We start from the raw sequence: 12,668 nt of genomic DNA, 5'->3' as shown, positions 1-12,668 counted from the left end.
GGCAGCGTCGGGAACGTCAACGGCGGCAACGCAAACGGCGGCAGGGCCAGGTTACCGGCCAGATCCAGCAGCGCGTTGATGTTGGCGCCGATCGTGGCACCGATGTCGGGCAGCGCCGGCAGCGGCGGGAAGGTCAACGGCGGCAGCGTCGGGAACGTCAACGGCGGCAACGCAAACGGCGGCAGGGCCAGGTTACCCGCCAGGTTCACCAGGGCGTTCAGACCACCAGTAATGCTCGCCCCGATGTCGGGCAGCGCCGGGAACGGCGGGAAGGTGAACGGCGGCAACGTGAACGGTGGCAGCGCGAACGGCGGCAGGGTGAAGCTACCAGCCAAATCGAGTAGGGCATCCAAGCCACCGTTGAAGGCGCCGTTCAACGTTGCTGTCAGGGCGGGAAGGCCGTTGAGACCGGCCGACAGCGCAGCGCTGAGCTGCGCGCCCAAGGTCGGCAATCCGCCGCTGAGGTTTCCGGCCACAGTGACACCGGTCTGCACCGCGTTCGATAGCGCAGCTGAGACGTTCCCCACCAAAGCGCCACCAGTTTGGGCGATTTCAGCGAGCGACGGCAGGGCACCGGTGAGATTTGCGGTCAGGTTGAGGCTGAGGTCTGCGCCTAGCGTCGCGTTCAACAGTGCGGCAAGGGCGGCGTTGCCTTCGGCGGTAAGCGCGGCGCCCGCGGCCGACAACGAAGCACCTGCTCCACCCAAGCCAACGCCAAGGTTTGTGATCAATTGACCTGTCTGGGCGAGTCCCGCGCCAAAACCGGATGCGAGTGCGCCGCCTGTCTGAAGAGCCAGACCCGCGCCGAGGCTGGGGAGAGCGGCGAGGGCGCGGACGGCACCAGCGGCATCGAGGGCAAGCGAACCCGACCCGCCGAGCGAGCCGCCGAAGCCGCCCAACGAACCCGACAGGGCGCTCTGGAACCCGGCGGCGATATTTCCGATGCCGATCTCGATGTTCGCCAAGATGTTGTTCAGGTTGAACAGTGCCGAGATGTTGACTGCCTCCGCGGCGGCGTACGCGGTAGCGCCGCGGGTCAATGAGGCAACGAACTGTTGGTGGTATGCCGCCGCTTGCGCGCTGGCGGCTTGGTAGTCGCTACCAAGGGTGCCGAACAACCGCGCGATCGCGGCCGACACCTCGTCGGCGGCGGCGGGCGCAAGCGCGGTGGTTGCCCCCGCTGCAGACGAGCTCACTTGAACCAACGTCGACCCGATGCCGGCCAACTGCTCAGCAGCAGCTTCGACGAACTCAGGTACGGCGATAACAAAAGACATGATCCATCTCCCCAGATGACCCCAATGGAACAAGTCGTCGACCCAGTGACGCCCGAACGCCGATGGGACTACGCGTGCCCACTAAGTCCCCAAACTTGGGCACGGTTAAACCAGTTATATCTAAGAATTTTCAGCCGGACGTTTAGTCCGGGCTGAGCGTCTCGGTGGCACTACCGCCGAGCGGAAACTGGTGTCTGGCAGAGCAATCGCTCCACCGACGAAATTAACAGGATCAGCGACAAATGGGAACCAGGAGTCGGCGTGTTTACTTGACATCGAGCCGGCCCACGTCCACCTCCGGACCGGAGAGCGTGCTCCGCGAAATCCTGAGAATTAATTTGCAAAACGCTGCATAAACATGCAACCATCACCGGATGGTCGATGGGATACGCGTGGCAGTGGCTGGCGCAACCGGCTACGCGGGAGGCGAGATCCTCCGATTATTGCTCGGACATCCGGCCTACGCCGACGGTCGTCTGACAATCGGCGCCGTGACGGCCGCATCCAGCGCGGGCAGCAGCCTCGGCGAGCATCATCCACATCTGGTTCCGTTGGCTCAGCGGGTCGTCGAGCCGACCGATCTGAGCGTCCTGCGAGGCCATGACGTGGTCTTTCTCGGGTTACCGCACGGTCACTCCGCCGCCTTGGCCGAGCGCCTTGGTGAAGAAACCCTGATCATCGACTGCGGCGCCGACTTCCGCCTTGGCGATCCTGCGGATTGGGAACGCTTCTACGGCTCGCAGCATGCGGGGAGCTGGCCCTACGGATTGCCGGAGCTGCCGGGCGGTCGGGACCAACTGGCCGGAGCACGCCGTATCGCGGTGCCGGGCTGCTACCCGACGGCTGCGCTGCTGGCGCTCATCCCTGCCGTCGCTGCAGACCTCGTCGAACCGGCGGTCACCGTGGTTGCAGTGAGTGGCACATCGGGAGCGGGTCGCGCGGCGAAAACCGACCTGCTCGGCGCCGAGGTCATCGGGTCGGCCCGGGCTTACAACATCGGCGGGGTGCACCGGCACACCCCCGAAATCGCACAGGGGCTGCGGGCGGTGACCGAGCGGGAAGTCACGGTGTCATTCACTCCGGTCTTGATCCCGACGTCGCGCGGCATCCTGGCGACCTGCACCGCTCGCACGCGCTCGCCGGTATCGCAGTTGCGCGCGACCTACGAGAAGGCTTACCACGACGAGCCGTTCGTGCACCTGCTGCCGGAAGGACAGTTGCCCCGCACCGGATCAGTAATAGGTAGTAACGCGGCCCACATCGCCGTAGCCGTGGACGAGGACGCGTCGACTTTCGTGGCGATCGCCGCAATCGACAACCTGGTCAAAGGCACCGGGGGTGCGGCAGTGCAGTCCATGAACCTGGCGTTGGGTTGGCCGGAGACCGAAGGGCTTTCGGTGGTGGGGGTGGCGCCGTGACCCGGACCGACGAGGCGAGGCTGCTGCGTGCGCAGGGTGTCACCGCGCCATCGGGCTTCCGTGCTGCCGGCATCGCCGCGGGCATCAAGGCTTCCGGTGCGCCGGACTTGGCGTTGGTCTTCAATGAGGGTCCGGACTACGCCGCGGCCGGAGTGGTGACGCGCAACAAGGTCAAGGCCGCCCCGGTGTTGTGGACCCAACAGGTGCTCACCACCGGCCGACTGCGCGCGGTGATCCTGAATTCCGGTGGCGCCAACGCATGTACCGGGCCAGGCGGTTTCCAGGACACCCACGCCACGGCCGAAGCGGTTGCCGCGGCGCTGTCGGAATGGGGAACTGAGACAGGCGCCATCGAGGTGGCCGTCTGCTCAACCGGGCTGATCGGTGACCGCCTGCCCATGGACAAGGTCCTCGCCGGGGTCAGTGACATCGTCCACGAGATGCACGGCGGACTCACCGGCGGCGATGACGCCGCTCAGGCGATCATGACGACCGATACCGTACCCAAACAGGTTGCGCTGCATCACCAGGACAACTGGACGCTGGGTGGCATGGCCAAGGGCGCCGGCATGCTCGCTCCGTCGTTGGCCACCATGTTGTGTGTGCTGACCACCGACGTCGTCGCCGAGCCCGCGGCACTCGATCAGGCGCTCAGGCGCGCTGCGGCAAAAACATTCGAGCGACTCGACATCGACGGCAGCTGTTCCACCAACGACACCGTCCTGTTGCTGGCGTCGGGCGCCAGCGAAATCGCCCCATCGCAGGGCGATCTCGACGACGCGGTGCTGCGGGTCTGTGACGACCTGTGCGCGCAACTGCAGGCCGACGCAGAGGGAGTGACCAAGCGCGTCACGGTGACGGTGTGCGGCGCCGCCTCCGAGGAGGAGGCGTTGGCGGCCGCACGGGCCGTCGCCCGCGACAGTTTGGTCAAGACGGCAGTGTTCGGGTCCGATCCGAACTGGGGCCGGGTTCTCGCGGCCGTTGGCATCGCGCCGGTGACGTTGGAACCGGATCGGATTACCGTGTCCTTCAACGGTTCCGTCGTATACCGGGACCAGGTGGGAGCGCCCGGCGCGCGCGATGTGGATCTGTCCGGGGCGGACATCGACATCGTGGTCGATCTCGCCATCGGCGATGGTCAGGCAGCTGTGCGGACCACGGACTTGTCCTACGGCTACGTCGAAGAGAACTCGGCCTACAGCTCATGAGCGCCGATACCGCAGCGTTGTCCACCCAGATCAAGGCTCAAGTGCTGGCCGAAGCGTTGCCGTGGCTCAAGCAGCTGCACGGCAAGATCGTCGTCATCAAGTACGGCGGCAACGCGATGACCGATGGCGCGCTGCGTCGGGCTTTCGCCGCGGACATGGCATTCCTGCGCAACTGCGGGATTCATCCGGTCGTGGTGCACGGCGGCGGACCTCAAATCACGGCCATGCTGCGGAGACTCGGCATCGAGGGTGACTTCAAGGGCGGATTCCGGGTCACCACACCCGAAGTGCTCGATGTCGCGCGGATGGTGTTGTTCGGGCAGGTCGGCCGAGAGCTGGTCAACCTCATCAACGCGCATGGACCGTACGCGGTCGGAATTACCGGTGAAGACGCACAACTGTTCACCGCGGTCCGGCGAAGCGTCACCGTTGATGGCGTAGATACGGACATCGGCTTGGTCGGCGATGTTGAGTTGGTCAACACCGCCGCGGTGCTGGACCTCATCACTGCGCGCCGGATTCCAGTGGTATCGACGCTGGCACCGGATGCCGAGGGCGTGGTGCACAACATCAATGCCGATACCGCCGCGGCGGCGCTGGCCGAAGCACTGGGGGCGGAAAAGTTACTAATGCTCACCGATGTCGAAGGGCTGTACACCAGCTGGCCGGACCGCACCTCACTGGTCAGCGAAATTGACACGGCCACCCTGTCACAACTTCTTCCCACCCTGGAGGCGGGCATGATCCCCAAGGTCGAGGCGTGCTTGCGGGCGGTCACCGCGGGGGTGCCCAGCGCGCATGTCATCGACGGGCGTGTGGAGCACTGCGTCCTCGTTGAGTTGCTCACCGACGCGGGTACCGGCACCAAGGTGGTGCGCGTCGGCGACGATGCAGAGCGTAGCGACGGGGTGGGGGCACCATCCGGTCGCGGGGGAGAGCGGCGCAGGTGGTGAACGTATGACGCAAACCAGTGCTGTGCAACACCGTTGGCAAGCGGTGATGATGAACAATTACGGGACGCCCGCGATGGCGTTGGCCAGCGGCGACGGGGCCGTCGTCACCGACGTTGACGGCAAGACCTACCTCGACCTGCTCGGCGGCATCGCCGTCAATGTGCTGGGCCACGGGCATCCCGCCGTCATCGCCGCGGTCACCCACCAGATGTCGACGCTGGGACACACCTCAAACCTCTACGCGACCGAGCCGGGACTTGCGTTGGCCGAGGAACTCGTCGCCCTGCTCGGAGCCGAGGAACAGACTCGAGTGTTTTTCTGCAACTCGGGAACCGAGGCCAACGAGGTAGCTTTCAAGCTGACCCGACTCACCGGGCGCACGAAAATCGTTGCTGCCCAAGAAGCTTTCCACGGCCGCACGATGGGCTCGCTGGCCCTGACCGGACAGCCGTCCAAACAGGCGCCGTTCGCACCGCTTCCAGGCGACGTCACCCATGTCCCGTACGGCGACACCGACGCATTGACCGCCGTGGTCGACGACGACACGGCCGCAGTTTTTCTCGAGCCGATCATGGGGGAGAGCGGTGTCGTCGTCCCGCCGGCCGGCTACCTCGCCGCGGCCCGAGACGTCACCGCGCGGCACGGCGCTCTGCTGGTACTCGACGAGGTGCAAACCGGGATGGGCCGTACCGGCGCGTTTTACGCCCATCAGCACGACGGCATCACGCCAGATGTGGTCACCCTCGCCAAGGGTCTCGGCGGCGGCCTGCCGATCGGAGCATGCCTGGCGGTGGGGCGCGCTGCCGACCTGCTTACCCCCGGGCTGCACGGCAGCACGTTCGGGGGCAATCCGGTGTGTACCGCGGCGGCGCTGGCTGTACTCAAAGTGCTTGCCGCGGAGGACTTGGTGCGCGGTGCCGACGGATTGGGCAAATCGCTCCGGCACGGGATCGAAGCGCTGGGGCACCCGCTGATCGACCACGTCCGCGGCAGAGGACTGCTGCAAGGCATCGTGCTGTCCGCGCCACACGCCAAGAATGCCGAGGCGGCCGCACGCGATGCCGGGTACCTGGTAAATGCGGCCGCCCCCAATGTGATTCGGTTGGCACCGCCGCTGATCATCACGGAGTCCCAACTCGACGGCTTCGTGGCCGCCTTGCCAGGCATCCTCGACGCGGCGGGAGAGCGCTCGCATGACTAGACATTTTCTGCGCGACGACGACCTCACCCCGGCCGAGCAGGCCGAGGTCCTCGAACTCGCCGCCGTACTCAAAAAGGATCCGTTCAGCCGTCGCCCGCTGGAGGGCCCGCGCGGGGTCGCGGTCATCTTTGACAAGAACTCGACTCGCACCAGGTTCTCCTTCGAGATGGGAATCGCCCAACTCGGCGGCCACGCCGTGGTTGTCGACGGGCGCAGCACCCAGCTCGGGCGCGACGAGACATTGGAGGACACCGCAAAGGTGTTGTCGCGCTTCGTCGACGCCATCGTGTGGCGGACGTTCGGTCAGGAGCGGCTGACCGCCATGGCCTCCACCGCGACAGTGCCCGTGGTCAATGCGTTGTCGGACGAGTTCCATCCCTGCCAGGTGCTGGCGGATCTGCAGACCATCGCCGAACGCAAAGGCGCGCTGTCCGGCTTGCGGATGACCTATCTGGGGGACGGCGCCAATAACATGGCGCACTCGCTGATGCTGGGCGGGGTCACCGCGGGCATGCACGTGACTATCGCTGCGCCGGAGGGGTTTACACCGAATCCAGAGGTCGTGGCCGCCACTCAACGCCGCGCCCGCGACACCGGTGCTGAAGTGATCGTGACCACCGATGCCGACGCCGGGGCCACCGGTGCAGACGTTCTGGTGACCGACACCTGGACATCGATGGGGCAGGAGGAAGACGGGCTCGACCGCGTCAAGCCGTTTCGGCCATTCCAGGTCAACCAGCGGCTGCTCGGCCTGGCCGACCCGGAAGCCATTGTGCTGCATTGTCTTCCGGCGCATCGCGGCGATGAGATCACCGACGAGGTGATGGACGGGCCGGCCAGCGTGGTGTGGGACGAAGCCGAGAACCGCCTGCATGCGCAGAAGGCGTTGCTGGTATGGCTGCTGGAGCGGCGCTCATGACCACCCACGAGGCCAAAGCGGCACCCGAAGTCAGCGGCAACCGCGCCGGCCGGCAGGCCCGCATCGTCGCAATCCTGTCCACCAAGGAGGTGCGCAGCCAGAGCGAACTGGCGGCGCTGCTGGCCGCGGAAGGCATTGAGGTCACCCAGGCCACCCTCTCGCGCGACCTCGAGGAACTCGGAGCAGTGAAACTGCGCGGGGCGTACGGCGGCGTCCCGGTTTATGTGGTGCCCGAAGACGGCAGCCCGGTCCGCGGCGTCTCGGGTGGCACCGGACGCCTGTCCCGACTGCTAGGCGAGCTGCTGGTGTCCACCGACGCAAGCGGAAACCTGGCGGTGCTGCGCACGCCGCCGGGCGCGGCGGACTACCTGGCCAGCGCGATCGACCGGGCGGCGTTACCGTACGTCGTCGGCACCATCGCGGGCGACGACACCGTTTTCGTGGTGGCACGCGAACCGATGACCGGGGCCGAAGCTGCCAGCGCCTTGGAGAAGTTGAAGTAGACCTCAAATAAGCAGCTGCGGGTTCTTGCCCAAGACCTGCGGCATCAATAAGGAGAAATTGTTCATGTCAGAGCGCGTCATCCTCGCGTATTCGGGCGGGCTGGACACCTCGGTGGCCATCAGTTGGATCGGCAAGGAGACCGGTCGCGAGGTCGTTGCCGTTGCCATCGACCTCGGCCAGGGCGGCGAGGACATGGATGTCGTGCGACAACGGGCACTGGACTGCGGCGCGGTGGAAGCCGTCGTGGTCGATGCCCGTGACGAGTTCGCCGAGGGCTACTGCCTGCCCACGATCCTCAACAACGCGTTGTATATGGACCGTTACCCGCTGGTCTCGGCCATCAGCCGTCCGCTGATCGTCAAGCACCTCGTGGCGGCCGCGCGTGAGCACGGCGGTGGGATCGTCGCCCACGGCTGCACCGGCAAGGGAAACGACCAGGTGCGGTTCGAAGTCGGATTCGCCTCGCTGGCACCGGATCTGGAGGTACTGGCACCGGTTCGGGATTACGCGTGGACCCGCGAAAAAGCGATTGCCTTCGCCGAGGAGAACGCCATCCCGATCAACGTCACCAAACGCTCGCCGTTCTCGATCGACCAGAACGTGTGGGGCCGCGCGGTGGAGACCGGATTCCTCGAGCACTTGTGGAACGCACCGACCAAGGACGTCTACGACTACACCGAAGACCCAACCGTCAACTGGAATACCCCCGACGAAGTGATCGTCGGCTTCGAGAAGGGCGTGCCCGTCTCGATTGACGGCAAGCGGGTGACCGTGCTGCAGGCGATCGAGGAGCTCAACCGCCGCGCTGGCGCGCAGGGTGTCGGGCGGCTGGACGTCGTGGAAGACCGGCTGGTGGGTATCAAGAGCCGCGAGATTTATGAGGCGCCGGGCGCAATGGTGCTTATCACCGCTCACACCGAACTCGAACACGTCACGTTGGAGCGCGACCTGGGCCGCTTCAAGCGCCAGACCGATCAGCGCTGGGCCGAGCTGGTGTATGACGGGCTGTGGTACTCGCCGCTGAAGGTTGCGCTGGAGAGTTTCGTCGCCAAGACCCAGGAACATGTGACCGGTGAGGTGCGGCTGGTTCTGCACGGCGGCCACATCGCTGTTAACGGCCGGCGCAGCGCCGAGTCGCTCTATGACTTCAACCTGGCCACCTACGACGAGGGCGACACGTTCGATCAGTCCATGGCGAAGGGCTTCGTCTACGTGCACGGGCTGTCGTCCAAGCTCTCCGCCCGCCGGGACCTGCGGTGACGGTGATCCGGCGAGCTGGGGGCACCGCCCGCCCGCGGGGGAACGCAGAAGTCCCCGCCACGCCGGCCGCAATGGAGCTTTCGCGTCTGCTCGGCCGGAAGAAATGAGCACCAACCAGGGGTCGCTGTGGGGCGGCCGGTTCGCCGGCGGTCCGGCCGACGCGCTGGCGGCGCTGAGCAAGTCCACCCATTTCGACTGGGCGCTGGCCCCCTACGACATCACCGCCTCCCGCGCCCACACCGTGGTGCTCTACCGTGCCGGGCTGCTCACCGAAGACCAGCGCGACGGGCTGCTGGCGGGCCTGGACAGCCTCGCCGAGGACGTGGCCGACGGCAGCTTCGGTCCGCTGGTCACCGACGAGGACGTGCACGCGGCGCTGGAGCGTGGACTGATCGACCGGGTGGGACCGGACCTGGGCGGTCGGCTCCGGGCCGGCCGGTCCCGCAACGACCAGGTGGCCACCCTGTTCCGGATGTGGCTGCGCGATGCGGTGCGTCGGGTCGCCGACGGCGTATTGGACGTCGTGTCAGCCCTGGCGGACCAGGCCGCCGCCCACCCGACCGCGATCATGCCGGGCAAGACACATCTGCAATCCGCCCAGCCGATCCTGCTGGCTCACCACCTGCTGGCGCATGCCCAGCCGTTGCTGCGCGACGTGGACCGTCTGGTGGACTTCGACAAGCGCGCCGCGATATCCCCCTACGGGTCGGGTGCCCTCGCCGGCTCATCCCTGGGACTGGATCCCGAAGCGATCGCTGCGGACCTGGGTTTCACTGCGGCAGCGGACAATTCGATCGATGCCACCGCCGCCCGGGACTTCGCCGCAGAGGCGGCGTTCGTGTTGGCCATGATCGGTGTGGACCTGTCCCGGCTCGCCGAGGACATCATCATCTGGAGCTCGACGGAGTTCGGCTATGTGACCCTGCACGACGCATGGTCCACAGGTAGTTCGATCATGCCGCAGAAGAAGAACCCGGACATCGCCGAGCTGGCCCGCGGCAAATCCGGCCGGTTGATCGGCAATCTGGCCGGACTGCTCGCGACGCTCAAGGCGCAGCCGTTGGCCTACAACCGTGACCTGCAGGAAGACAAGGAACCTGTGTTCGACTCGGTGGCGCAACTTGAGTTGCTGCTGCCGGCGACGGCCGGTTTGGTCGGAAGTCTGACGTTCCACGTCGAGCGGATGGCCGCGCTGGCCCCGGCAGGCTACACACTGGCCACTGATGTCGCCGAATGGCTTGTGCGACAAGGTGTTCCGTTTCGAGAGGCGCACGAAGCCGCCGGTGCGGCGGTGCGTACCGCCGAGCAGCGTGGTGTCGGGCTGCAGGACCTGACCGACGACGAACTGGCGGCGATCAGTCCCGAACTGACGCCGAGTGTCCGGGACGTGCTGACCATCGAAGGCTCGGTGTCCTCGCGCGACGCCCGCGGCGGCACGGCACCGGGCCGGGTCGCCGAACAACTCACCACCGTGCGCGAAACGGCCGCCCAACTGCGACACGCGCTGCGGCGTTGACCGCTGGCCCGTTCCTTTGCCGGTCAGGTTAGGGCCGACTAAACTTCCAGGTCTGACTAAGCCGGTTGAATCCAAATCAATCGACCCTGCAGTTGAACCTGGCGGCCGAGATGTTCGTATCAGAGGGGTGAGACCAATGAGCGTCATCGCAGGTGTCTTCGGTGCCTTGCCGCCACACCGCTATTCGCAGGCCGAGCTCACCGATTTCTTCGTCAGCATTCCGGACTTCGAGGGTTATGAAGACATCGTCCGGCAACTGCACGTCAGCGCCAAAGTCAACAGCCGCCACCTGGTGTTGCCGCTGCACAAGTATCCGACGCTGACCGATTTCGGCAACGCGAACCGGATCTTCATCGAAAAGGCGGTGGACCTGGGCTGTGAGGCCCTGACCGGTGCGCTGGACGAGGCGGGCCTGCAACCGCAAGACCTTGATGTGCTCATCACGACGACGGTCACCGGGCTCGCCGTGCCGTCCCTGGACGCCCGGATCGCCAGCCGTCTGGGCCTGCGCAGCGACGTGCGCAGGGTCCCGCTGTTCGGCCTCGGCTGTGTGGCGGGTGCTGCTGGAGTGGGGCGCCTGCACGACTATCTGCGCGGCGCCGTGGACGGGGTGGCCGCACTGATCTCGGTCGAGCTGTGCTCCCTCACCTACCCGGGGTACAAACCGTCCGTCGCGGGCCTGGTGGGCAGCGCGTTGTTCGCCGACGGGGCCGCGGCCGTGGTGGCCGTGGGGGAGCGCCGCGCCGAACAGGTCGATGCACGCGGACCCGCGATCCTGGATTCCCGCAGCCACCTCTACCCCGATTCGCTGCGCACCATGGGCTACGACGTGGGCTCGGGAGGCTTCGAGCTGGTGCTGTCGAAGGACCTCGCGGAGGTGGTCCGGGAGAACATCCGCCACGACGTCACCTCGTTCCTGGACGCGCACGGCCTGAGCACCACCGACATCGGGGCCTGGGTGAGCCATCCCGGCGGCCCGAAGATCATCGAGGCGATCAACGACACCCTGGGGTTACCGCCCGAGGCGCTGGAGCTGACCTGGCGTTCGCTTGGCGAGATCGGGAACCTCTCGTCGGCTTCGGTGCTGCATGTCCTGCGTGACACCATCGGCAAGCAACCGCCCAGCGGCAGCCCCGGCCTCATGATCGCGATGGGTCCCGGATTCTGCTCCGAACTCGTGTTGCTGCGTTGGCACTGATGCGCGCCGGCGGACTGTCCCTCGTTCCCTGAACATCGCTCGGATGTGACGTTGATGGGACTCGGATGAACAGCACGCAGGACGAGCTCATTCGCGCGCTGCGGGCGTCGCTGAAGGAGAACGAACGGCTCAAGCGCGACAATCGTGAATTGCTCTCTGCTGCACACGAACCAGTCGCGATCGTGGGCATGGCCTGCCGTTATCCCGGCGGAGTGGATTCGCCGGAAGCTCTGTGGGAGATGGTGAGTCAGGGGCGCGACGTGGTGTCGGAATTTCCGGCCGACCGCGGCTGGGACCTGGCGGGGTTATTCGATCCCGATCCCGACGCGATCGGTAAGTCCTACACCCGATCCGGCGGATTCCTCTCCAATGCGGCCGATTTCGACGCAGAGTTCTTCGGGATCGCACCCAGTGAGGTGCTCGCGATGGATCCCCAGCAGCGCCTGCTGCTGGAGGTGGCATGGGAAGCGTTGGAGCGGGCCGGGATCGACCCCCTAGGACTCCGGGGGTCGCCGACGGGCGTATTCGCCGGTATCTTCCACGGCTCGTACGGGGGTCAGGGCCGAGTACCCGGCGAGCTGGAGAGGTACGGGTTGCGCGGCTCCACGCTGAGTGTGGCCTCCGGCCGGGTGGCCTATGTGCTGGGTTTGGAAGGCCCGGCCGTCTCGGTGGATACGGCATGTTCGTCGTCGCTGGTGGCGCTCCACCTCGCGGCGCAGTCGCTGCGATCGGGGGAATGCGATCTGGCCCTGGCCGGCGGTGTGACCGTGATGGCGACTCCGGCGATGTTCGTCGAATTCAGTCGGCAGCGGGCGCTGGCGGCGGACGGGCGGTGCAAGGCGTATGCGGGCGCCGCCGACGGCACCGGGTTCTCCGAGGGCGCGGGCGCACTGGTCATCGAGCGACTCGCTGACGCGGAGCGCCTTGGCCACCCGGTGCTGGCCCTCATCCGCGGATCGGCGGTCAATCAGGACGGCGCCTCGAACGGTCTGGCGACCCCGAACGGCCCCTCGCAGCAACGGGTGATCCGCGCGGCGCTGGCCAACGCCCGGCTGGCGTCGGCCGATGTCGATCTGGTCGAGGGGCATGGCACCGGGACCACGCTCGGCGATCCGATTGAGGCTCAAGCGTTGTTGGCGACCTACGGGCAGGACCGGCCCGCCGATCAGCCGTTGTGGCTCGGTTCCATCAAATCCAATATGGGGCACACGTCG

The 12,668-nt window shown here is 66.5% G+C and carries 11 protein-coding genes; 10 read left to right on the top strand and 1 reads right to left on the bottom strand.

What is annotated here, in order from left to right; all coding sequences use genetic code 11:
- Positions 1-1,277, bottom strand: a 1,277-nt coding sequence (locus BN972_RS27810) for a PE family protein (RefSeq protein WP_148305403.1), incomplete at its 3' end; no start/stop codon positions are given.
- A 374-nt stretch (positions 1,278-1,651) separates the two neighbouring features.
- On the opposite strand from BN972_RS27810, the gene argC reads away from it, so the two are divergent.
- From argC to BN972_RS30545, 10 genes are all read left to right on the top strand, one after another.
- On the top strand, positions 1,652-2,695 hold the full coding sequence (gene argC, locus BN972_RS18885) for an N-acetyl-gamma-glutamyl-phosphate reductase (RefSeq protein ID WP_036360593.1): 1,044 nt from the start codon (positions 1,652-1,654) through the stop codon (positions 2,693-2,695).
- Positions 2,692-3,903, top strand: coding sequence for a bifunctional glutamate N-acetyltransferase/amino-acid acetyltransferase ArgJ (argJ, locus tag BN972_RS18880; RefSeq protein WP_036360591.1), 1,212 nt, complete (start codon positions 2,692-2,694; stop codon positions 3,901-3,903). The genes argC and argJ overlap by 4 nt, the downstream gene beginning before the upstream one ends.
- On the top strand, positions 3,900-4,856 hold the full coding sequence (gene argB / locus BN972_RS18875; protein ID WP_051545611.1) for an acetylglutamate kinase: 957 nt from the start codon (positions 3,900-3,902) through the stop codon (positions 4,854-4,856). The genes argJ and argB overlap by 4 nt, the downstream gene beginning before the upstream one ends.
- Before the next feature lie 4 nt (positions 4,857-4,860).
- The gene (locus BN972_RS18870) at positions 4,861-6,057 is read left to right on the top strand and encodes an acetylornithine transaminase (protein WP_036360589.1); all 1,197 of its coding nucleotides are present in this window, start codon (positions 4,861-4,863) and stop codon (positions 6,055-6,057) included.
- Complete coding sequence (gene argF / locus BN972_RS18865) at positions 6,050-6,976, top strand: ornithine carbamoyltransferase (protein ID WP_036360587.1); 927 nt, start codon at positions 6,050-6,052, stop codon at positions 6,974-6,976. Before BN972_RS18870 ends, argF begins: the two co-directional genes overlap by 8 nt.
- Entirely contained in the window at positions 6,973-7,479 is a 507-nt protein-coding gene (locus tag BN972_RS18860) for an arginine repressor (protein ID WP_036360585.1), read from the top strand. The genes argF and BN972_RS18860 overlap by 4 nt, the downstream gene beginning before the upstream one ends.
- Positions 7,480-7,543: 64 nt before the next feature.
- Entirely contained in the window at positions 7,544-8,740 is a 1,197-nt protein-coding gene (locus BN972_RS18855) for an argininosuccinate synthase (RefSeq protein WP_036361304.1), read from the top strand.
- Positions 8,741-8,843: 103 nt separating this feature from the next.
- Positions 8,844-10,256 (top strand): argininosuccinate lyase, encoded by a 1,413-nt coding sequence (argH, locus tag BN972_RS18850; protein WP_036360584.1) that lies wholly within the window; start codon positions 8,844-8,846, stop codon positions 10,254-10,256.
- Positions 10,257-10,392: 136 nt separating this feature from the next.
- The gene (locus BN972_RS18845) at positions 10,393-11,454 is read left to right on the top strand and encodes a type III polyketide synthase (RefSeq protein ID WP_036360583.1); all 1,062 of its coding nucleotides are present in this window, start codon (positions 10,393-10,395) and stop codon (positions 11,452-11,454) included.
- A 65-nt stretch (positions 11,455-11,519) separates the two neighbouring features.
- On the top strand, positions 11,520-12,668 hold a 1,149-nt coding region (locus BN972_RS30545), incomplete at its 3' end, for a beta-ketoacyl synthase N-terminal-like domain-containing protein (RefSeq protein WP_036360581.1).

Source organism: Mycobacterium asiaticum DSM 44297 (assembly GCF_000613245.1).
In the GTDB taxonomy this organism is placed as follows: domain Bacteria; phylum Actinomycetota; class Actinomycetes; order Mycobacteriales; family Mycobacteriaceae; genus Mycobacterium; species Mycobacterium asiaticum.
This window is presented reverse-complemented; position numbering and strand designations above follow the sequence as displayed.